Below are 20,857 nucleotides of genomic sequence, written 5' to 3' on the forward strand. Positions count from 1 at the left end.
TTTTTTAGAAAAATATTTTTTGAAATATGGATATGCAGCAAAATTTGCTGCATGGATAAAACAGATCGAAAAATTCTCGCTGCTTTGCAGCGTAATGCACGTGCCAGCTTGCAGGAGATTGGCCAGGAAGTGGGGTTGAGCCCATCGCCGTGCTGGACACGCATCAAGCGCATGGAAGACGAAGGCGTGATCGAAGGCTATACCGTGCGCCTCAATCCCCAGGCGCTGGGCTTGAACGACACGGTGCTGCTCATGGTCACGCTCAACAGCCACAGCGACAACACGCTGGAAAAGTTTGGCGAGCAGCTGGCGACCATTCCCGAGGTGGTGGAGGCACACCTGGTCTCTGGCACCTACGACTATCTGCTGCGCGTCATGGTCAAGGACACGCGCGACTACGAACGCCTGCTGCGTGAGAAGCTCTACAAGATCAAAGGCATTCAGCACAGCCAGTCCATGTTTGTGCTGCGCACCCTCAAGCGTGCGGAAATGCCTTTGGGTTAGGGTGTGTTCACATGGACTGCAGCAGCATGGATTCGTAGTCTTCGGCCGTTGCCAGTCGTGGATTGGTGCCATGGCAGTGGTCTTTGAGTGCGCCATCAATCACCGCCTGGAAACTTTCGGGCTGTACGCCCAGCGTTGACAGGCCTTGGGGCAGGCCCAGTCGTGCATTCATGTCGCGAATGGCATCTGGTATGTCACTGGCGCTGCGCAGTCCCATGGCGTGGGCCATTTTTTCGAGACGCTGCTCACGCTGCACGGGTTCGGCATCGGCATTAAAACGCACGACAGCAGGCAGAAAAATGGCATTCAGCGTGCCGTGGTGCAAGTGTGGGGCGTGCCCACCCAGACTATGGCTCAGACTGTGTACACAGCCCAGCCCTTTCTGAAAAGCCAGCGCACCTTGCATGCTGGCACTCATGAGTTGTCTGCGGGCTTCAGCGTCTTTGCCATTGCGTGTGGCGCGTTCAATATGTGCCCAGCCACGTGTCAGGCCATCCAGGGCAATGCCGTCAGCTGGAGGGTTGAAGGCGGCGGACATAAAGGTTTCCATGCAGTGCGCGATGGCGTCCATGCCCGTTGCTGCGGTCAGCAGCGGGGGCAGGCCATAGGTGAGTTCAGGATCGCAGATGGCGACCTTGGGCACCAGATGCCAGGAGTGAAACCCGAGCTTGCGCTGGTCATCCACGATGATGATGGCGCCGCGCGCCACTTCGCTGCCTGTGCCGCTGGTGGTCGGGACGGCGATGATGGGGGCTACCGCTTCGGTGATGCGTGGAGAGCCACCTTCAATGGTTGCGTAGTGCTTGAGTGGGCCTGGGTGGGTCACGGCAATCGCAACGCCCTTGGCGCAGTCGATGGCACTGCCGCCGCCCACGGCAATCAGTCCATCACACTGATGCTGCTGGTACAGCTGGGCAGCCGTGCGCACGGCAGTTTCTGTGGGGTTGGATGGGGTGGCATCAAACACGGTAACAGGCAGGTCCGTGAGTGTGTCCAGCGCCTTTTGCAGCACGCCTGCCGCCTTGACGCCAGCGTCTGTCACGATCAGTGGCCGGTGAATGCCAAGCCGCTGGCATTCCTGGGGAAGCAGGCGCACAGCGCCAAAGTCAAATTGAATCTGAGTGACGTAATTCATCCAGGTCATAGCAGTCCTCCTGGCCCCATCTTGGAGGACTGCTATCTGGATGGCTACCTTGAGAACCCTAGGGCTCTCAGGGCGCAGCGATTACGCCATGTCGCTGGCTACGGACAGCGCTTCGGACATGGCCTGCAGATCGTCCAGGTCCAGCACGCGATTCACATTGAGCAAGATCACAAATTTGCCGCGTACCTTACCCATGCCGGAGATGAAGTCCGTACGAATGCGGGTTCCAAAGGCTGGTGGCGGCTCAATGTCGCTGGCATCAATATCCAGCACTTCATTGACGGCATCGACCACTACGCCCATGACCTGCTGCCCTTCGGGGCCCAGTACTTCCACAATGACGATACAGGTGCGCTTGGTGACCGGGCTGGGTGTCTGGCCAAAGCGTACCTGCAAGTCCATGACGGGTACGACAGCGCCGCGCAGATTGATCACGCCGCGCACACAGGCAGGCATCAGAGGCACCTCGGTCATCGTGGTGTACTCGATGATTTCCTTGATCGACAGAATGCCAATGGCATAGGCATCGTTGCCGAGCATGAAGGTCAGATACGGCTGCCGGTGCCGCGCAGGCAGTATTTCTTGAGGTAGGCAGGGGAAATATTTCTGGCGCGCTCCAGGTGATAGTGGCCCGTCCAGGCGCGCTCCAGCACGCGGGTGCTGATGTCAGAGCCCAGTACCCGCCAGGGTTGCTTGCAATGCTCAGCCAGTGTCATGGCAATGCTGTATGCCTCTTCCCCGCTGGAGCTGGCTGCACTCCATACGCGCAGGGGCTGTTCGCCTGGTGGCAATTGCTGCACGTACTGAGCCAGCCATTCAAAGTGCTTGGGCTCACGGAAAAAATAGGTCTCATTGGTGGTGAGCAGATCGATGCAGACCTGTCGCTCTGATGCGCCTTGGGGGCTTTGAATAAGCGCAAAGTATTCCGCATAGGAATTGATCTGGTGATACTGCAGGCGTTTGCTCAGGCGTCCGCAAATCAGGGCTTTCTTGCCTTCGTGCATGCTGATGCCTGTGTGTTCATAGACAAAGGCCTGATAGTCAAGAAACTCGGCGTGGGAAATGTGCAGTGACATGATTCCAAAAATGAGAGCACGAAGCGCGCATTGTTTCTCACTTTGCAAAGCAAAGTGAATTCCACGGCCAAGCAGTGCATGCAGACTGAGGCGGTCGGCGTAATGTGGTGCTGCTGGTGCTTGAGCAGCAGGGGCTTGAGGTGGTAGCGCTCAGGTGTGCTGTTGCAGCAATCCGTAGAACATATGCGCAGCCGTGATCAGCAAGAACAAGGCAAATACCTTTTGCAGGTGCTGGTTGTTGATGCGGCTTGCAAGGGCAGCACCCCAGGAGGTGCTGAGCATGCTGGTTGGCACAATGAGTGCAAAGCACAGCACATTGACATAGCCCAGACTCCAGGGCGGCAGCTGGCTCTGGTGCCAGCCATTGATGATGAAAGCCAGCGTGCCCGGAATACTGATAAAGCAGCCAATCAAGGCGCTGGTGCCCACGGCAGTGCGCATGGGAACACCGAAGCTGGACAGAATAGGTACGCTCAAAGTGCCGCCACCGACGCCAATCAGGGTGGAAACACCACCAATCAAGGTGCCAAATGCAGTGCTGCCTATGCGTGCAGGCATATGCTGGCCAAGCGGTGCGGCCTGAAAGTTGATGCCCATCTTGATGGCGATCAACAAGGCCATGCTGGCAAAAATGACAGTCAGCCATGTACCTGCCAGATAGCGGCTGGTCAGCGCACCGAGCAAGACACCCAGCAAGACACCAGGCAGCAGCTGCATGGCCAGTGCTTTATCGAGATTGCCGCGCTTGTTGTGTGCCCGGCTGCTCATCACGGAGGTAGGGATGATGGTAGCCAGGGATGTGCCAATCACCACATGCATCAGCACGGCTGGGTCTACCTGCAGCAGGTGAAACAGGAAATACAGCATGGGAACAATCACAATCCCACCGCCAATACCAAGCAGGCCTGCCAGCGTGCCTGCTACCAAGCCGGTAAGCAGTAGCGCAAGGCTCAGGCTGACGATCCATGCCGTTCCGTGAGTCAGTAATGCATCCATGGTGTGAGGGTGGTGGTGTGCGGAAGCGTCATCCTACAAAGCTCGTTCATGCAGCGCTGCAGGAGAAGTGCTTCTCTCCATGGCCAAGGTGTGATGGCTGCATCAGCTGTCTGATTGGCTGAGAAAATGAAAGCGCATCAGTGTTCTCTGGCGCGCCGAAGCGTGGTCTACGATGGGCTGTGGGTAGTCCTTGCCTAACTGCACGCCGCAGGCTTGCAATTGCTGTGGCTGCATGCTGGCCGGGAAGTGGATGTGTTTGTCTGGCAATCTGGCCAGCTCTGGCACATAGCGCCGGATAAAACGACCGTCTGGGTCAAACCGCTGTGACTGGGTAATGGGGTTGAAGATGCGAAACCAGGGCTGGGCATCGCAGCCTGTGGAGGCCGCCCATTGCCAGCCACCGTTGTTGGCAGCGAGGTCGTAGTCGTTCAGATGCTGTGCAAAAAACTGCTCACCACGGCGCCAGTCAATGCCCAGGTCCTTGGTCAAAAAGCTGGCAACGACCATGCGCAGGCGGTTGTGCATGTAGCCGGTCTGCAGCAGCTGGCGCATGGCGGCGTCCACCAGCGGGTAGCCGGTGCGGCCTTCGCACCAGGCTTGCCACAGTGCAGGGGCTTCATCCCACTGCACGCCGTCATATTCAGGGCGGAAAGATTGCGTCACCACATGGGGGTGATGCCACAGAATCATGAAATAAAAGTCACGCCAGGCCAGTTCAGACAGCCAGGTCTGTGCGCCTTCGTCACCTTGTGCTGCACGTTCATGGGCCAGTTGAGCGATTTGGCGGATGGAAATCGTGCCAAAGCGCAAATGCACGGACAGGTATGACACCCCTTTGCGGCCTGGATAGTCTCTGGCTTCATGGTAGAGGTGCATGCGGCTCAGAAAGTCCCGTAGTAATTGCTGGGCGCCTTGCATGCCAATAGGCAGGAGCAGTGTGTGCAAGTTGGTGCGGACAAAGCCAAGTTCTTCCAGTGTCGGCAGCAGATTTTGTGCTGGCAATGTTGCCAGATGGTGGGCGTGGCGCTCTACGGGGTAGGGTGTGAGCTGGAATGCATCGAGTTTTTGAAGCCAGGCGCGCTTGTACGGGGTGAAAACGCTATAGGGCTTGTCTTGCTGTGTAAGGACTTCGTTCCTGTCCAGCAGCACCTGGTCTTTGTAATCACTAAAGGCAATGCCCAGTTGTTGCAGTGCCTGCTGCACCTGCTGGTCGCGCGCCATGGCCTGAGGCTCGTAGTCGCGGTTGGTCAGAACTTCCTGTACGCCCAGTTCGCTGGCGAGCTGGACAATGCACTGGGAGGCTGGCCCATGGCGCACGATCAGGCCGGCTCCCTGCACGCCGCTTTGCTCACCGAGCGCTCGGAGTTGCTCATGCAGCTGCACGACGCTGGCATGGATGAATTCCACGCGTCGGTCCTGTTTGCTGGGTAGCGCATGCAGGATGTCGGTATCAAACACAAAAGCGCAGTACACCTGCTTGAAACGGCGCAGTGCGTAGTAGAGCGCAGCGTGATCGTTGCAGCGCAGGTCTCTGCGTATCCATACCAGGGCGCGGTCAGCAGCTATGGTCATCAAAGCGTTACCTGTCACGATTGCTTAGTGTGCTGAACCGGTCTGGTGTGTCTGTCGCCACTGTGCGACCAGTTCGGCGATGCGATCCAGTGACTGCTGGGTCGTAATGCCTTCCAGTACTGAAAGTCTGAGTGCATGGGGCAATATTTCTTATCAAAGAGGTTCAAGTAACTTCAAAGAAACGCGTGGTCAATTCGGTCTGCAACTCAGTTTTAGTCATGAGTTAAAAATGAAAAAAGCCTCGGCTCCACACGGAGCCAAGGCTTTTGAATTTGGCGGAAAGCAGCTGGAGTCGAACCAACCCGAGAGTGGCTAACACCCTCCACCAAGTTTGAAGCCTGGCCGCACCACCGGGCACGATTGCCTTCCAAAGAAGAGGCGCAAATTGTAGCGCGTTGCGCAAGATACATGCGCGAACACGGGCAATTTTATGCTCAGGCCTTGTGGCTATGCCATTGGGCATCGGGGCGCAGGATGTGTGCGTCCCGCACGCGGCGGGTATAGCCGAGGCGGTCAAAGCATTCGATGATCTGGATGGCGCGCTTGCGGCCCAGGCCGGTGGCGTCGCGGAATTCGCGGGCCATGACTTCGCCGTTGGGCGTGGCATCGGCCAGCGTCTTGATGATGCGTGCCAGCTCGTCCATGTTGGCGGCGGTGTAGAACAAGTCCTTGACCACCTGGAACAGTTGGCCCTGGCGTGCGAGTTTGCGCAGCAGCTGGCGCACCAGTTCTTCGCTGGTGCCGGTGTCATTGGCCAGGTCGCGTACCCAGGGTGGGTCAAAGCGGCCTTCCTGCAGCTTGGGCAGCAATTGCTCGGCCAGCGTCTGCTCATTGGCAGTCAGCTGCACGCTGTGGCCGGGCAGGTGCAGCCAGGCACCGCTGCTGGACAGGTGCTTTTCAGCCAGCAGTTGATCAATCAGTGCGCGCCAGAGTTTGTCGTGCTGTGCGTGGATCAGGCCGGGCCAGGCCATGCGGCGCAGGCGTGCGGCGTTGATGCCGGGCTCGTCCGGGTATTTCTCGTGGAAATGGGTGATGGTGTCTATCACCTGCTGCTGCAGCTGCTTCCAGCGTGCGGCGTCGATCAGGATGGCATCTTCGTCGGTCTGGCCGATGCGCTGCACGCCAGGCAGCTGCAGGGCATCGAGCGCATGGCCGCTGAGGCAGCGCAGCTGCGAGAGGCTGACGCCGTAGCTGGAGTGGGCAATCAGCGCTTCGGGGCTGCCGGTGGCAATCAGCTGCTCCAGCGCCTGCAGGTAGGCAAAGCGTTCCGCGCTGCGGCGCTTGCGTGCGGGGGCGTAAGGGTCCAGCACCATGCCGCCGGCAATGGTGCGGGTGGCCTGGGCGTTACGCAGAATCAGGCGGTCCCCGGGGATGGCGAAGACGGGCTCATCCAGCACCAGCTGGACGACGGCTTCTGTGCCGGGTTCTATGGGCTCGTCCTGCAGCAGGGCAATGTGGGCCGTGCAGCGCTGGGTGCCGATGTGTACGTGCACCGTGGTCCACTGCTGCATGCGGGGGGCTTCGGCCAGCAGGTGCATGCGGATGTCGATGCGGTCGGTGGCCTGCAGCACGCGGGCGTCGGCAATCCAGTCGCCGCGGATGATGTCTTCCTTGGCAATGCCTGCAAGGTTGAGTGCGCAGCGCTGACCTGCAACGCCCGCCTCTGCGGCCTGGTTCTGGGCGTGAATGCTGCGAACGCGCACTTCTTTGCCGCTGCTGGAGTGGTGCAGCACGTCTCCCACAGCGACTTTGCCGTTGAACACCGTGCCTGTGACCACCGTACCCTGACCGGGCAGGGTAAAGACGCGGTCTACGGCCAGACGAAACAGGCCATCCTGCGGGCGGGCGTGCATCATCTGCGCCTGCACTTCTAGGTGGGCGCGCAGATGCGCAACGCCGGGGTCTTCGGGCTGGCTGGCCGCCGTTTCAAAAATGGGACTGCCGGCAAGAGCAGTGACCGACAGAATGGCTTCAATTTCTGCACGCACATCGGCAATGCGTTCGGGCAGCACACGGTCTACCTTGGTCAGCGCCACCGTGCCTTTTTTCACGCCCAGCAGTTGCAGGATTTCCAGGTGCTCCAGCGTCTGGGGCATGACGCCGTCGTCTGCAGCCACCACCAGCAGGGCATGGTCAATGCCTACGGCACCGGCGGCCATGGTGTGCACAAAGCGTTCGTGGCCGGGCACGTCAATGATGCCCATGACATCGCCATTGGGCAGCGGCACATAGGCGTAGCCCAGTTCAATGGAGATGCCGCGTGCTTTTTCTTCTTTGAGGCGGTCGGTCTCCACCCCGGTGAGCGCGCGAACCAGGGTGGTCTTTCCGTGGTCGATATGTCCGGCGGTACCAATGATCATGCAATTACTTCCCGAATGTGCACCGCAGTCATGCACGGTGCACGTGACAGCGGTGCGTATCAAGCGCTGCGGAAACAAGCCGGTCCATCGTGGTTGCGGTACAGGCTTGTCTCGGTAGCTTTTATGAAAAAAAGAGCGGCTAGCGCTGAAAAAACAAGGGTTTCAGAATGATTTATATCTGAATCACTTATAAATCAAGCGCTGGCAGCTATTTATTTTGAGAGCTGCGAGAGCTGCTGCTCAAATTGGGGCTGCATGTGCGCTTCCAGACAGCGCAGGTCCAGCCACAGGGCATCGTCATGCAGTCGCCCAATGACGGGGCGCGGCAGGGCGCGCAGCCGTGCTTCCAGCTGGGTGAGCTGGCGGCCCGCCTGCTTGCCGCTGGCGGGGTAGAGCTTGAGGCCCCAGCTGGGCAGGTTTTCTACGGGCAGGGCGCCGCTGCCAATCTGGCTGTTCATGGCGGCAGTTTCTACCACCCAGGCTGCACCCAGCGCCGCTTGCAGTTGCGGCACCAGGCTTTCGGCCTGCGCCTGCATATCGGCCTGGGGACGGGTGAACAGTCGCAGCGTGGTCAGACGCTCGGCCAGTTTTTCGGGGTGCAGGTACAGGCGCAGCGTGGGCTCCAGCGCGGCCAGTGTGAGCTTGCCCACGCGCAGGGCGCGCTTCATGGGGTTTTTCTTGATCCTGGCGATCAAGTCCTTGCGGCCGACGATGATGCCGGCCTGTGGGCCGCCCAGCAGCTTGTCGCCAGAGAAGGTCACCACATCAGCGCCTGCTTCCACGGTCTCGCGCACGGTGACTTCATGCGGCAGGCCCCAGTCGCGCAGATCGACCAAGGTGCCACTGCCCAAATCTACGATCATGTTCAGGCCGCGCTCGTGCGCCATGGCGGTCACTTCGGCATCTGACACGCTCTTGGTAAAGCCCACCACCTCGTAGTTGCTGGTGTGCACCTTCATGAGCAGGGCGGTGTTTTCGGTGACGGCCTCGGCATAGTCCTTGGCGTGCGTACGATTGGTGGTGCCCACTTCCACGAGCTGGCAGCCTGCACGCTTCATGATGTCTGGAATGCGGAAAGCACCGCCAATTTCCACCAGCTCACCGCGTGAGACCACCACTTCCTTGCCGGGTGCAAGGGTAGACAGTGTCAGCAGCACAGCAGCGGCATTGTTGTTGACGATGGTGGCAGCTTCTGCGCCGGTGAGTTCGCAGATCAGCTGCTCGACCAGATCATCACGGTCGCCACGGCCGCCAGTCTCCAGGTCGTATTCCAGATTGGCGGGGTTGGTCAGGGCTTCGACCACGGCATCTACGGCTTCCTGCGGCAGCAGGGCGCGGCCCAGGTTGGTGTGCAGCACGGTGCCCGTGAGGTTGAACACAGATTTGAGGCGTGGTGCAAAGCGCTCAGTCAGGCGCTGCTGCACAGCGGTGGTCAGTACAGTTTCCTGCACCTGCTCGGCCTGCAGCGAGCCATCACGCAGCTGCAGACGCAGGGTATCCAGCACTTGCCGAACTGCATTGGTCACGCTGGAGCGGCCAAATTCAGTCTGCAAGCCTTGCAAGACGGGGGTTTGTAGCAGTTTGTCTACCGAAGGCAGACGGGGGGCGGCAGTGTTCAATGTGGAACTCGCAATGGGGCTAAGGCCCGCTCCCACCACCCTTGATCTGCGGTTGGCACGGTGGTGTGAACGGTACTAACAAAAATAAAGGCCGCTTGCGCGGCCTTTCGGCGGATGCGGAAGCCTTTATTCTGCCGCAGGGTCTACCAGTTCCGCGCTTTGTGCGTCTGTCTGTTCTTCGGCCACAGCCACAAACAGCAGAGGGTTGGCGCTGGCACGCTTGAACTGGGTGTTCTCGCTCATCAGCAAATCCAGCGTCAGGGTGGCCAGATCATCGGCCAGAGGTTCGGCCATGGGGTCTTTTTCCTGGTTGACGACCTTGCGGTAGGTGCCGCATTCGTCACAGGTTTCAGCGGTCACGACTTCCTTGCTGCCTTCAACGCTCTGATAGTGAATGCCCTTGGTGGATTCACAGTGCGAGCACTTCACGCGTACCAGCTGCCACTCTGTGCAGCAGGTGCCGCAGTGCAGATAGCGGTGACCGTTGGCCTTGCCGCCAATGCGCAGTACGCTGGAGACAGGCTCGCTGGCGCAGACTGGGCAGATGGTGGCAGGGTCGGTGTAGGGAACATCTTCCACATCCAGGGCTGCAGCACGCTTGGCGTAGGTGACTTGCAGGGCAGCCATGATGAAAGGAGCCATGCCAATGTGGCGCGCGGCCACTTCTTTTTGCAGCAGGCGCTTGGCAATGGTGTCACGCTCGTCCTGGCTCAGGTCGCGCAGCGACTGCAGCAAAGGCTGCAGGGGCTCTGGCAGGCCTTCGCTGCCAGACAGAGTGTCCAGCATGGCATTCAGTACTTGCTGCCATGCGGGGTCAATGTGGTCGGCGGCGGGCAGCAGGGGCATGGAGAACTGCTGCGAGCGCTCGATGTTGCTGCGGTCCATGGGCCGCAGCTCTACGGAGCCTGCAGCCGCATGCTGTGCATCCACAATCTTGGCTGCAAATTGCAGATAGTCGGCAATGGGATTGCCGTCAGCCAGTTGACGCAGACGCGCAGCACGTTCCGCAAACAGTGTGGAGACTTGTGGTAGCAGCACTCGGGGGAAGGAGGTCTTGTCCAGTGCTTCAATTTCGCCGGGTTGGAGAATGCGTGTTTGCATGAAATAAATCCCTGAATTGAAACCGCCGGTACGCCCAGCTGGGCAATACCGGCGGTAATCAACAAGCGTCTAAGTGACTTCTATTGCAGCTTCTGCGGCGACTTATTTGTTGTCGCCGGTCATCTTGCGATACCAGCCGCGGTGGTGTTGCTTGGCCCAAGCACGTGTCACTGTGCCATACAGCATGGCGCGGATCGTACCCTTGGTCCAAATAGCCGCATAGACGTGCATGATGATCAGGCCAATCATCCAGACTGCTGCGACGGCGTGGATGACGGAAGCCGAGCGGACCACGTCCACGGGCAGGTTCCACCAGGCGCGCCACATCAGGAAGCCGGAGATGGTGATCAGAGCCATGCCGATGACCAGACCCCAGAACAGCAGCTTTTGACCGCCGTTGTACTTGCCTTGTTCAGGCATGTCATGGTCATCACCATCAATCATCTTGTTCACGTTCTTGAGCCACTCGATGTCGCGAGCCTCAATCACGTTCAAGCGCCAGAAGCGGAACGCCATGATGATGAAGAACACAGCCATCACTACACCGATATAGGGGTGCAGGATGCGAGTCCATGGGCCGCCACCAAACAGCTGAGTCAGCGGGAAGAAGGCGGGGTGAAAGAACGCCAAGCCAGACAGAGCCAGCAAGATGAAGCAAATGCCTACCACCCAGTGGTTGGCGCGTTCCGATGCGTTATAGCGCACGAGGTCGCGGGGATTGCGTTTCATTTGCTCTTCTCCTTCTTCTCAGCTTCGGCGTCCTTGCGTTCCATTTCATCTTCCAGTTCCTTGGACACGTCGTTCGGGCCCTTGGTGATGTAATGGAACAGGCTGCCAACGGCAGCAACGCCCAAGGCTGCAACAGCCAAAGGTTTAGCAACGCCCTTCCACAGAGAGACCATGGGGCTGATCGAAGGATCGTCAGGCAGGCCCTTGTAGAGAGATGGCTTGTCAGCATGATGCAGAACGTACATCACGTGCGTGCCGCCCACACCCTGTGGGTCGTACAGGCCAGCGTTGGCATAGCCACGGCGGTTCAGGTCGGCGATACGAGTCTCGGCCTGATCCTTCATGGCTTCCTTGGTGCCAAACATGATGGCACCGGTAGGGCAGGTCTTGACGCAAGCAGGTTCCATGCCAACAGCCACGCGGTCCGAACACAAGGTGCACTTGTACGCCTTGTTGTCCTTCTTGGAGATACGTGGAATGTTGAATGGGCAGCCTGTGACGCAGTAGCCGCAGCCCACGCACTGGTCTTGCTGGAAGTCAACGATACCGTTCTTGTACTGAACGATGGCTCCGGGCGAAGGGCAAGCCTTCAAGCAGCCGGGGTCGTCACAGTGCATACAGCCGTCCTTGCGGATCAGCCATTCCAGATTGCCTGTGGCTTCGTTTTCGTACTCGGTAAAGCGCATGACGGTCCACGACTGATCGGTCAGATCGGTCGGGTTGTTATAACCGTCATCCACCACACCGATGGCATCGCGCAGATCGTTCCACTCCATGCAAGCTGTTTGGCAAGCCTTGCAGCCAATGCACTTGGAGACGTCGATCAGCTTGGCCACCTCGCCAGCGTGCGCGCCGCGCGCGCTGGGGGAGGGGGTAGTCGTCGCAGAGCGACGCTTGATATCGAGAGACATGGTTGAAGACATCAGCTATTCCTCCTTATGCCTTCTCAACCTTCACGAGGAAGGTCTTGGATTCAGGGGTTTGGCTGTTGGCATCACCAATCGAAGCAGTCAGGTTGTTGGCCAGATAGCCCTTACGACCTGTCGACGAGAAGCCCCAGTGGATGGGCACGCCCACCTGGTGGATGGTCTTGCCGTCGATCTGCAGAGGCTTGATGCGCTTGGTCACCACGGCAACTGCCTTCACGAAGCCACGCTTGGACGAGACCTTCACCATCTGGTTGTCTTCGATACCCAGTTCCTTGGCCAACGCTTCACCGATTTCCACGAACTGCTGTGGCTGAATGATGTTGTTCAGCTGCACGTGCTTGGTCCAGTAGTGGAAGTGCTCGGTCAAACGATAGGTCGTACCCACGTGCGGGAACTCTTCGGGCGAGCCCTGAGTGCCTTCGGTAGACTTCAAGATACGAGCAGCAGGGTTGATCACTGCCAGCTTGTTCTTGGGGTACATGGGGTTGTAGCCCAGTGGGTTGTCGAACGCTTCGTAGTGCGTTGGGAATGGACCGTCGTTCATGCCCTTGCGCGAGAAGAAGCGAGCCACGCCCTCGGGGTTCATGATGAACGGATTCACCACTTCAGGGTTGGCTGTCAGAGCGATGTCTGGTACGTCTGCACCGACCCACTTGCTGCCGTTCCATTCGATCAGAACACGGTTTGGATTGAATGGCTTGCCCTGGCGGTCAGCCGAGGCACGGTTGTACAGCACGCGGCGGTTAGCAGGCCATGCCCACGCCCAGTTCAGCGTATTGCCGATACCTGTTGGGTCGCTGTTGTCACGGCGAGCCATCTGATTGCCCGACGATGTCCAGCAGCCGGACCAGATCCAGCAACCGCCCACGGTCGAACCGTCATCACGCAGCTCTCCAAAGCCGCCCAGCTGTTCACCCGCCTTGCGGATGATGTTGCCGTTGGCATCCTTCAGGTCTACCAGTGCGCGACCGTTGTATTCCTTGGCGATTTCCTCGGAAGTAGGATGGTCTGCACGGGCGTAAGGCCACCACAGGTTGACGATAGGGTCAGGGAACTTGCCGCCTTCGGTTTCGTAAAGCTTCTTCAGGCGCAGGTGCAGGCCCGACATGATGGCTATGTCGGTGCGGGCTTCTCCTGGAGGTTCGGAAGCCTTCCAGTGCCACTGCAGCACGCGCGAAGAGCTCACTACTGCACCGTCTTCTTCAGCGAAGCAGGTCGTAGGCAGACGGAACACTTCGGTCTGGATGGAGGCGCTGTCCACATCGTTGAACTCGCCGTAGCTCTTCCAGAACTCGGAAGTTTCTGTAACCAGCGGATCCATCACAACGAGGAACTTCAGCTTCTTCAAGCCTTCGCGCACGTTGTTGGAGTTGGCCAGAGCCGCCAGAGGGTTGAAGCCTTGGGCGATGTAGCCATTGACCTTGCCTTGCACCATCAGGTCGAAGATGCGCAGCATGTCGTACTGCATGTCCAGCTTGGGCAGATAGTCATAAGCCCAGTTGTTTTCCGCAGTTGCAGCAGGGCCCCACCACGCCTTCATCAAGCTCACATGGAACTTGGGCGTGTTCTGCCAGTAGTTCATCTGGCCGGGACGCAGCAGCTTAGGGGTGCGTGCAGCGATGTACTTGGAGTATTCCTGCTCAGCTTCGTTAGGCAGCGACAGGTAACCAGGCAGCGAAGCGGACAGAATACCCAGGTCGGTCAGGCCCTGAATGTTGGAGTGACCGCGCAGCGCGTTCATACCACCACCGGCCACACCGATGTTGCCGCACAGCAGCTGAATCATGGCGCCAGTACGCAGCATCTGTGCGCCGATGGTGTGCTGTGTCCAGCCCAGGGCGTACATGATGGTTGCAACACGGCCAGCTTGCGCTGTGGAAGCAAACTTTTCTGCAACGTGCAGGAACTTCTCCTTGGGCGTACCGCAGACGCTTTCCACCTTTTCAGGGGTGTAGGAAGCGTAATGGCGCTTGAGCCACTGGTACACGCAACGAGGGTGTTGCAGGGTGGGGTCCACCTTCACGAAGCCATCTTCGCCCAGTTCGTAATCCCACGAAGCCTTGTCGTAGGTACGAGTTTCAGGGTTGTAGCCCGAGAAGATACCTTCGTCGAACGCGAAGTCTTCACGCACGATGAACGAGAAGTCTGTGTAGTTCTTCACGTATTCGTGGTGGATCTTGTCGTTCGTCAACAGGTAGTTGATGATGCCTCCGAGGAACACGATGTCCGAGCCCGAACGGATAGGGGCATAGAAATCGGCCACAGCGGCAGAACGGTTAAAGCGGGGGTCAACTACCATGAAGTGCGCGTTGTTGTGCGCCTTCGCTTCGGTAACCCATTTGAAACCACAGGGGTGCGCTTCAGCAGCGTTACCGCCCATGATCAGGATGACATCAGCGTTCTTGATGTCAACCCAGTGATTTGTCATAGCGCCACGGCCAAATGTTGGGGCAAGACCTGCCACCGTTGGGCCGTGTCAGACACGTGCTTGGTTGTCCAGCGCCAGCAGACCCCAGGAACGGGCTACCTTGTGCGTGACATAACCGGCTTCGTTGCTGGAGGCCGAAGCCGCCAGCATGCCGGTAGTGACCCAACGGTTAACCGTTTGGCCCTTTTCATTCTTTTCGATGAAGTTGGCATCGCGGTCTTCCTTCAGAAGCTTTGCGATGCGATCCAGTGCTTCATCCCAGGAGATACGCTTCCACTCGCTGGAACCAGGAGCGCGGTACTCGGGGTACTGCAGGCGGCTGGGGCTGTGAACAAAGTCCAGCAGCGATGCGCCCTTGGGGCACAGTGTGCCGCGGTTCACTGGGTGATCTGGGTCACCTTCGACGTGAATGACGGACAGCTTGTTGTTGAGCGTGCCGTCGCCCATCGAATACATCAAAATGCCGCAGCCTACCGAGCAGTAAGTACACGTCTGGCGTGTCACTGTGGCGGCGGTCAACTTGTACTGGCGAACTTCCGCAAGTGCAGCAGTGGGCGAGAAACCCATTACCGCCAAGCTGGATGCTGCCAGACTTGAGCCAGTCACTTTCATGAACTGGCGTCTGGAGAATTGCACCATGGGGTTACCTTTTTAAAACTTGACGCTTGTGCGGCGCATTCTAGAGTTATGTCTCATACAAGACCACGTATAGACCTTTATCCGATACCGAAGACTGGAGAATGCAGCTCAATACTTACACGTTTTGAAATTAGGTATACATATGTAAATCCCTGAATTTCCTGTCAGGCTCAGTCTTACTTGCTGCGGCTTCCATAGCAGCCGGAGGTAATGCAGCGGCGAGGGGATTTGTGAATCCGTATGCTTGCGCCATACGGTTAATGGGTGTGTCGAGTTCGACCTTCCTTTTGTGTTTGCTGGGCTTTGAGATGTCGATCGTACGAAGTCTCAAGGGCCATATGAGAAGCGTTGACTAACTGATGTCCCATCGACAACCCGTGCGCGTCACGGAAATTGACAGCTACAGCACCATCATTGATGCTAGAACTCCAGCGGAATTCGAGCTCGATCACATCCCGGGCGCCATCAACTGCCCCGTGCTGAGCAACGAAGAACGCGTCACCATCGGCACGATTTACAAGCAGGTCAGCCCATTTGAAGCCAAGCGTCTGGGCGCTGCCATGGTGGCAGCCAACCTGTCCAAGCACCTGTATGAAACGTTTTCCGATAAGCCTGCCAACTGGAAACCGCTGGTCTATTGCTGGCGCGGGGGGCTGCGCAGCGGCTCCATGGTGACCTGGTTGCGTCTGGTGGGCTGGGATGCCCAGCAGCTGGCCGGTGGTTACAAGGCTTTCCGCCGTCAGGTGGTGGACGACATTGAATCCATCGTTCCACAGATGCAGATGCGTGTGCTCTGCGGAGCTACGGGCAGCGCCAAAACCCGTGTGCTGCATGCGCTGAAGCAGCTGGGCGAGCAGGTGATTGACCTGGAAGGGCTGGCGCGCCACAAGGGCTCCTTGCTCGGGAGTCTGCCTGGTGTTGCACAGCCCAGTCAGAAGCATTTCGAGACCTTGCTGGCTGGCGAGCTCAAGGCGCTGGACCTGAGCCGTCCCGTCTACCTGGAAGGCGAAAGCCCCAAGATTGGCCGCGTGGCACTGCCTCTGGTGCTGGTGCAGTGCATGCGCCAGTCGGCGGTGGTAGAGATTCAGGCCAGCGCCTCAGCGCGCCTGAGCTATCTGCTGCGCGACTATGCCTACCTGGGCGATGACGTAGAAAAGCTTTGTGAACGCCTGTCCTTCCTGAAGGAAATCCAGGGCAATGCCACCGTGACACGCTGGCAGGAATGGGCGCAGGCTCGTGCGTTGCCATCGTTGTTTGACGAGCTCATGCACCTGCATTACGACCCGCTGTACGAGCGCTCACAGTCCAAGCACTTTGTGCAGTGGGACCAACGCAGCTCATGGGAAGTGGATGACCTGAGTGATGCGGCGATTGAGCGCCTGGCTCAGTCCATTGCATCCGCATAAGCATAAGCATAAGCACAGCACACAGGCGCAGCCCTGAGAGACTGTCCCTGTCAAGGGCCAGTCCAGTGACTGCCAAGCCGGTGGATGATCGGCCTGGCAGTCATTGGTTAAGCGCCCAGACCTGCTTGCTGGGTGAGCTGTTCGATCTCCTCGCTCAGCTCCAGCCAGCGCTCTTCCAGTGTGTCCAGCTCATCGCCCACCGCCTTGAGCCGCTTGCCGGCTTCAGCAATTTCTGCGGGTGGAATTTGCGTGGACAGCTTTTCTTCCAGCTGCGTTTTTTCTGCAGACAGCGCGGCCATTTTTTTGTCTACCTGCTCCAACTCTTTTTTCAGAGGCTTGGTTTTTTCCGCCAGCTGCTGGCGCGCCTGTGCGGCCAGACGCCGTGCTTCACGCTGATCCATCTGGGGTGCAGCCGCGTCCTGCGCAGGTGCATCGGCAGCGGCTGCCTGTAGCTCGGCATGCTTGGCTTCTTCGCGCAGGCGCTTGGATTCATCGAGCAGATAGCGCTGGTAGTCGTCCAGATCGCCGTCAAACGGGCCGACCACGCCGCGCCCCACCATCCAGAAGTCTTCACACACGGCGCGCAGCAGGTGGCGGTCGTGGGAGACCAGCATCACCGTGCCATCAAAGTCATTGATGGCCATGGCCAGTGCTTCGCGGGTAGCCAGGTCCAGGTGGTTGGTAGGCTCGTCCAGCAGCAGCAGGTTGGGGCGCTGCCAGACAATCATGGCCAGCACCAGGCGCGCCTTTTCGCCGCCGCTCATGCTGCCTACCTGTTGCTTGACCATGTCTCCGGTGAAATTGAAGGTGCCCAGCCAGTTGCGCAGGTCTTGCTCACGGCTGGCGGCAGGGGCATCGGCACCCAGATCCTTGGCCAGGCGCGTCATGTGCTGCAGCGGGTCTTCATCGGGGCGCAGTACGTCCAGTTCCTGCTGGGCAAAGTAGCCAATGTTCAGGCCCTTGCCCTCGGTGACCTTGCCGCCGAGCGCAGGCATGGTACGCGCAATGGTTTTGACCAGGGTCGATTTACCCTGTCCATTGGCACCCAGAATGCCGATGCGTTGACCGGCCAGCACCGAGCGGTTCACACCACGCAGGATGACGGTTTCATTGCCTGCATCGTCGGTGTAACCAAAGCTGGCATCGGTAATCGCCAGCATGGGGTTGGGTAGGTTGGCGGGCTCCTTGAATTCAAAGGTGAACTCGGCATCGGCCAGCACAGGTGCTACTTTTTCCATGCGCTCAATCTGCTTCATGCGGCTTTGTGCCTGTTTGGCTTTGGTGGCTTTGGCCTTGAAGCGGTCAATGAACTTTTGCAGGTGGGCAATCTTGTCCTGCTGCTTGTCAAAAGCAGCCTGCTGCAGTTCCAGCTGCTGGGCGCGCAGTTCTTCGTACTTGCTGTAGTTGCCGCCGTAGCGCGTGATCTTGCCGCTGGCCAGTTCAAAGGTAACGGAGGTGACGCCATCCAGAAACTCGCGGTCGTGCGAAATCACAATCATGGTGCCGGGGTAGCGCTTGAGCCAGGCTTCCAGCCAGACCAGGGCGTCCAGGTCCAGGTGGTTGGTGGGCTCGTCCAGCAGCAGCAGGTCCGAAGGGCACATCAGCGCGCGAGCCAGCTGCAAACGCATGCGCCAGCCGCCGGAGAAACTGTTGACCGGGTGCTCCAGCTCACTGGTCTTGAAACCCAGTCCCAGAATCAGGGCCTGCGCACGCGCGGTGGCATCGTGGGCACCGGCATCGGCCAGGTCGGCGTGGGCCTGGGCAATGGCCATGCCGTCGCCAGAGGCTTCTGCGGCTTTCAGGCGCGCCTGCACTTCAGCCAGGCGTGTGTCGCCGTCCAGCACAAACTGTGTGGCAGATTCGTCGGTTTCTGGCATGTGCTGGGCCACCTGGGCCATGCGCCAGGTCGGAGGGATAAAAAAGTCGCCGCCGTCTTCATGCAGCGTGCCATTGAGCAGGGCAAACAGCGATGACTTGCCTGCCCCGTTGCGCCCCACCAGACCCACGTGCTCGCCGGGGTTGATGGTGGCATTGACGCTGTCGAGCACAACTTTGGTGCCACGGCGCAGGGTGACGTTTTTCAGGGTAATCATCGAGATTTGAGAAAAAAGCGCACCCGCAGATGTTGCAAATCATGCGGGTGTTAAAAATTTAATAGCTGCTAGCGCTTGCTGCATAAGCGCTAGAGGCCAAAAAGGCTTGAAATGATTCCAAGCTGGTGTGGAACTTATTGTGCCGTGCGCTGGGCATGGGCCAGCAGTTCCTGGCGTGTGACCAGCAGTACGGCATCTTCACCCACACTGGTGTCCAGCCAGTAGACCAGCATCTCGGGGAAGGCCGCTTCAAAGAAGGGGCGTTCATTGCCAATTTCCAGCACCAGCACGGCGTCTTCTGTCATGCAGGCAGGTGCATCGGCAAACAGCTGGCGGATAAAGTCCATGCCGTCTGTGCCACCGGCCAGCGCGAGTTCTGGCTCGGCCAGGTATTCGGCAGGCAGCTTGGACATGCTGTCGGCATTCACATAGGGCGGGTTGCACAGGATCAGGTCCCAGGGGCCGGGTACCTTGGACAGGCCATCGGTTTCCACCAGCGTCACGCGCTCCTGCAGACCGTGCTTGTCCACATTGATGCGGGCCACAGCCAGTGCATCCGTGGAAATATCCGCGCCGGTGACGTTGACCTCGGGGTAGGCCATGGCGGCCAGGCAGGCCAGCGAGCCGTTGCCCGTGCACAGGTCCAGCACGTTTTTGGTCTTGTCCGAGAGGAAGTGGTCGATGGATCCGTCGGCCAGCAGCTCTGCAATAAAGCTGCGTGGCACGATGGAGCGCTCGTCGATATAAAACGGCACGCCCATCAGCCAGGCTTCATTCGTCAAATAGGCCGCAGGCTTGCGTGTCTCGATACGCTCTTTAAAAAGTGTAGCTACCAGCGCTTGCTGCTCGGGCGTTACAGCCTGATTTTCTACAGAAGCTTCTTCGTCGCCCAGTGGAGCGTCGATAGGCAAGCCGAGCTTGAACAGCACCAGCCAGATGGCTTCTTCTTCGGCATTGCTGGTGCCATGGCCAAAGCCTACGCCAGCTTGTTCCAGGCATTGAGCGCCGGTTGTAATCAATTCACCCACGGTGTTGCCGTGGGGCAGGGTGTAAGCGTGGCTCATGCAGCGGCTCCTTGTTCCAGTGCAGCAGGCTGCAGGCGTGTGTGCAGGTTTTCCAGCACGCGGCGGTAAATGTTCTTCAGCGGTTCCACATCGGCGATGGCAATGTGCTCGTCGATCTTGTGGATGGTGGCGTTCGGTGGGCCGAGTTCTATCACCTGTGGGCAGACCTTGGCGATAAAGCGGCCATCGCTGGTGCCGCCGCTGGTCGAAAGCTCAGTCTCCAGCCCGGTTTCAGCGCGAATTGCTTGCTGTACAGCAGTGACCAGATCGCCAGGCGTGGTCAGGAAGGGCTCGCCAGACAGCGCCCAGGCCAGGTCATACTCCAGCGCATGCTTGTCCAGCACGGATTTGACGCGCTGCTTCAGGCTTTCGGCCGTGTTTTCCGAGCTGTAGCGGAAGTTGAAGTCAATCACGACTTCGCCAGGGATGACATTGGTCGCGCCCGTGCCGCCGTGCATATTGCTGATCTGCCAGCTGGTGGGCGGGAAAAACGCATTGCCCTGGTCCCACTCGATGCTGGCCAGTTCTGCCAGCGCAGGCAGGGCGTGGTGAATGGGGTTGCGAGCGAGTTGTGGGTAGGCGATATGGCCCTGAATGCCTTCCACGGTGAGGCGACCGCTCAGCGACCCGCGGCGGCCGTTTTTGATCATGTCGCCTGTCTGCTTCACGGCGGTAGGCTCGCCTACGATGCACCACTCCAGTGGCTCGCCACGTTCGCGCAGCGCTTCGACCACGATCTTGGTGCCATCATGGCCGGGGCCTTCTTCGTCGCTGGTCAGCAAGAAGGCAATATTCAACGGAGTCTCGGCGTTATCTGCCAAAAACTCTTCTGCCGCGACCACAAAGGCGGCAATCGATGTCTTCATGTCGCTGCTGCCGCGACCAAAGAGCTTGCCGTCTTGGTAGGTAGGGGTGAATGGCGGGTGGGACCATTGCTCGGCAGGGCCTGTGGGCACCACATCGGTGTGGCCTGCAAAGACCAGGGTTTTGGCGTTGGGGTGCTGGCTGCGGCGGATAGCCCAGAGGTTGTGAACGCGGAAAGTGTCAGGGCCTCCGTCCAGACGTTCACAGGTAAAGCCCTGCGCGTGCAGGCGGTCGGCTAAAAGCTCCAGACAGCCCGCATCTTCAGGGGTGACGGAGGGGCGGCTGATCAATTGCTCAGCCAGTTGCAGGGTGCGAGACATAAAAGGAATCCAG

General features: G+C 58.9%; 17 protein-coding genes and 1 tRNA gene. 3 read left to right on the forward strand and 15 right to left on the reverse strand.

Annotated features, from left to right (window positions below):
- Positions 1-51 precede the first annotated feature (51 nt).
- Positions 52-504: an Lrp/AsnC family transcriptional regulator gene (locus B5M06_RS12985; protein WP_054066320.1), complete on the forward strand. Its 453-nt coding sequence runs from the start codon at positions 52-54 to the stop codon at positions 502-504.
- 7 nt (positions 505-511) lie between these two features.
- Here B5M06_RS12985 and B5M06_RS12990 read toward each other — a convergent pair whose 3' ends face one another.
- From B5M06_RS12990 to B5M06_RS13010, 5 genes are all read right to left on the reverse strand, one after another.
- Entirely contained in the window at positions 512-1,648 is a 1,137-nt protein-coding gene (locus B5M06_RS12990) for an iron-containing alcohol dehydrogenase (RefSeq protein WP_054066321.1), read from the reverse strand.
- A gap of 81 nt (positions 1,649-1,729) precedes the next feature.
- Entirely contained in the window at positions 1,730-2,188 is a 459-nt protein-coding gene (locus B5M06_RS12995; protein ID WP_077345049.1) for a chemotaxis protein CheW, read from the reverse strand.
- A 5-nt stretch (positions 2,189-2,193) separates the two neighbouring features.
- Positions 2,194-2,724 (reverse strand): CheR family methyltransferase, encoded by a 531-nt coding sequence (locus B5M06_RS13000; RefSeq protein ID WP_054066323.1) that lies wholly within the window; start codon positions 2,722-2,724, stop codon positions 2,194-2,196.
- Between the two features lie 150 nt (positions 2,725-2,874).
- Complete coding sequence (locus B5M06_RS13005; protein WP_054066324.1) at positions 2,875-3,720, reverse strand: sulfite exporter TauE/SafE family protein; 846 nt, start codon at positions 3,718-3,720, stop codon at positions 2,875-2,877.
- A 102-nt stretch (positions 3,721-3,822) separates the two neighbouring features.
- Positions 3,823-5,292, reverse strand: a complete 1,470-nt coding sequence (locus B5M06_RS13010; protein ID WP_054066325.1) for a cryptochrome/photolyase family protein — start codon at positions 5,290-5,292, stop codon at positions 3,823-3,825.
- A gap of 106 nt (positions 5,293-5,398) precedes the next feature.
- Between B5M06_RS13010 and B5M06_RS17050 the strand changes: the two genes are divergently transcribed.
- A complete protein-coding gene (locus B5M06_RS17050) occupies positions 5,399-5,608 on the forward strand; it encodes a hypothetical protein (RefSeq protein ID WP_162777408.1) in 210 nt (69 codons plus the stop codon).
- Here B5M06_RS17050 and B5M06_RS17055 read toward each other — a convergent pair.
- From B5M06_RS17055 to fdnG, 7 genes are all read right to left on the reverse strand, one after another.
- A tRNA-Sec gene (locus B5M06_RS17055) sits at positions 5,566-5,661 on the reverse strand. The two genes, B5M06_RS17050 and B5M06_RS17055, sit on opposite strands and share 43 nt — an antisense overlap.
- Before the next feature lie 65 nt (positions 5,662-5,726).
- Complete coding sequence (gene selB / locus B5M06_RS13015) at positions 5,727-7,652, reverse strand: selenocysteine-specific translation elongation factor (protein ID WP_054066326.1); 1,926 nt, start codon at positions 7,650-7,652, stop codon at positions 5,727-5,729.
- Between the two features lie 212 nt (positions 7,653-7,864).
- Positions 7,865-9,271 (reverse strand): L-seryl-tRNA(Sec) selenium transferase, encoded by a 1,407-nt coding sequence (gene selA, locus B5M06_RS13020; RefSeq protein ID WP_114070916.1) that lies wholly within the window; start codon positions 9,269-9,271, stop codon positions 7,865-7,867.
- 126 nt (positions 9,272-9,397) lie between these two features.
- Positions 9,398-10,372 carry a formate dehydrogenase accessory protein FdhE gene (gene fdhE, locus B5M06_RS13025; RefSeq protein WP_054066327.1) on the reverse strand — a complete coding sequence of 325 codons (975 nt, stop codon included), beginning with the start codon at positions 10,370-10,372 and terminating at the stop codon, positions 9,398-9,400.
- Between the two features lie 102 nt (positions 10,373-10,474).
- Positions 10,475-11,101: a formate dehydrogenase subunit gamma gene (locus B5M06_RS13030; RefSeq protein ID WP_054066328.1), complete on the reverse strand. Its 627-nt coding sequence runs from the start codon at positions 11,099-11,101 to the stop codon at positions 10,475-10,477.
- Positions 11,098-12,024, reverse strand: coding sequence for a formate dehydrogenase subunit beta (gene fdxH, locus B5M06_RS13035; RefSeq protein WP_054066329.1), 927 nt, complete (start codon positions 12,022-12,024; stop codon positions 11,098-11,100). The genes B5M06_RS13030 and fdxH overlap by 4 nt, the downstream gene beginning before the upstream one ends.
- 13 nt (positions 12,025-12,037) lie before the next feature.
- On the reverse strand, positions 12,038-15,097 hold the full coding sequence (gene fdnG / locus B5M06_RS13040; RefSeq protein ID WP_080025239.1) for a formate dehydrogenase-N subunit alpha: 3,060 nt from the start codon (positions 15,095-15,097) through the stop codon (positions 12,038-12,040).
- A gap of 359 nt (positions 15,098-15,456) precedes the next feature.
- Here fdnG and mnmH point away from each other — a divergent pair, with 359 nt between their 5' ends.
- Complete coding sequence (gene mnmH / locus B5M06_RS13045) at positions 15,457-16,503, forward strand: tRNA 2-selenouridine(34) synthase MnmH (protein WP_054066332.1); 1,047 nt, start codon at positions 15,457-15,459, stop codon at positions 16,501-16,503.
- Between the two features lie 107 nt (positions 16,504-16,610).
- Here mnmH and B5M06_RS13050 read toward each other — a convergent pair whose 3' ends face one another.
- The 3 genes from B5M06_RS13050 to dapE all read right to left on the reverse strand — a co-directional run bounded on the left by B5M06_RS13050 (position 16,611) and on the right by dapE (position 20,844).
- The gene (locus B5M06_RS13050; protein WP_054066333.1) at positions 16,611-18,596 is read right to left on the reverse strand and encodes an ABC-F family ATP-binding cassette domain-containing protein; all 1,986 of its coding nucleotides are present in this window, start codon (positions 18,594-18,596) and stop codon (positions 16,611-16,613) included.
- Between the two features lie 134 nt (positions 18,597-18,730).
- Positions 18,731-19,660 (reverse strand): 50S ribosomal protein L3 N(5)-glutamine methyltransferase, encoded by a 930-nt coding sequence (prmB, locus tag B5M06_RS13055; protein ID WP_054066334.1) that lies wholly within the window; start codon positions 19,658-19,660, stop codon positions 18,731-18,733.
- Entirely contained in the window at positions 19,657-20,844 is a 1,188-nt protein-coding gene (gene dapE, locus B5M06_RS13060; RefSeq protein ID WP_054066335.1) for a succinyl-diaminopimelate desuccinylase, read from the reverse strand. Before dapE ends, prmB begins: the two co-directional genes overlap by 4 nt.
- Positions 20,845-20,857: the final 13 nt, after the last annotated feature.

Origin of the sequence: Comamonas kerstersii (genome assembly GCF_002056725.1) — a bacterium.
Taxonomy (GTDB): Bacteria; Pseudomonadota; Gammaproteobacteria; order Burkholderiales; family Burkholderiaceae_C; genus Comamonas; species Comamonas kerstersii.

Coding starts and splice junctions, on each gene's coding strand:
- mnmH (WP_054066332.1), top strand. CDS start 15,457: ATGTCCCATCGACAACCCGTGCGCGTCACGGAAATTGACAGCTACAGC.
- B5M06_RS13050 (WP_054066333.1), bottom strand. CDS start 18,596: ATGATTACCCTGAAAAACGTCACCCTGCGCCGTGGCACCAAAGTTGTG.
- B5M06_RS13010 (WP_054066325.1), bottom strand. CDS start 5,292: ATGACCATAGCTGCTGACCGCGCCCTGGTATGGATACGCAGAGACCTG.
- prmB (WP_054066334.1), bottom strand. CDS start 19,660: ATGAGCCACGCTTACACCCTGCCCCACGGCAACACCGTGGGTGAATTG.
- B5M06_RS12990 (WP_054066321.1), bottom strand. CDS start 1,648: ATGACCTGGATGAATTACGTCACTCAGATTCAATTTGACTTTGGCGCT.
- B5M06_RS13005 (WP_054066324.1), bottom strand. CDS start 3,720: ATGGATGCATTACTGACTCACGGAACGGCATGGATCGTCAGCCTGAGC.
- fdxH (WP_054066329.1), bottom strand. CDS start 12,024: ATGTCTTCAACCATGTCTCTCGATATCAAGCGTCGCTCTGCGACGACT.
- B5M06_RS12995 (WP_077345049.1), bottom strand. CDS start 2,188: ATGCTCGGCAACGATGCCTATGCCATTGGCATTCTGTCGATCAAGGAA.
- B5M06_RS13000 (WP_054066323.1), bottom strand. CDS start 2,724: ATGTCACTGCACATTTCCCACGCCGAGTTTCTTGACTATCAGGCCTTT.
- B5M06_RS12985 (WP_054066320.1), top strand. CDS start 52: ATGGATAAAACAGATCGAAAAATTCTCGCTGCTTTGCAGCGTAATGCA.
- fdhE (WP_054066327.1), bottom strand. CDS start 10,372: ATGCAAACACGCATTCTCCAACCCGGCGAAATTGAAGCACTGGACAAG.
- B5M06_RS13030 (WP_054066328.1), bottom strand. CDS start 11,101: ATGAAACGCAATCCCCGCGACCTCGTGCGCTATAACGCATCGGAACGC.
- dapE (WP_054066335.1), bottom strand. CDS start 20,844: ATGTCTCGCACCCTGCAACTGGCTGAGCAATTGATCAGCCGCCCCTCC.
- selB (WP_054066326.1), bottom strand. CDS start 7,652: ATGATCATTGGTACCGCCGGACATATCGACCACGGAAAGACCACCCTG.
- B5M06_RS17050 (WP_162777408.1), top strand. CDS start 5,399: ATGCCTTCCAGTACTGAAAGTCTGAGTGCATGGGGCAATATTTCTTAT.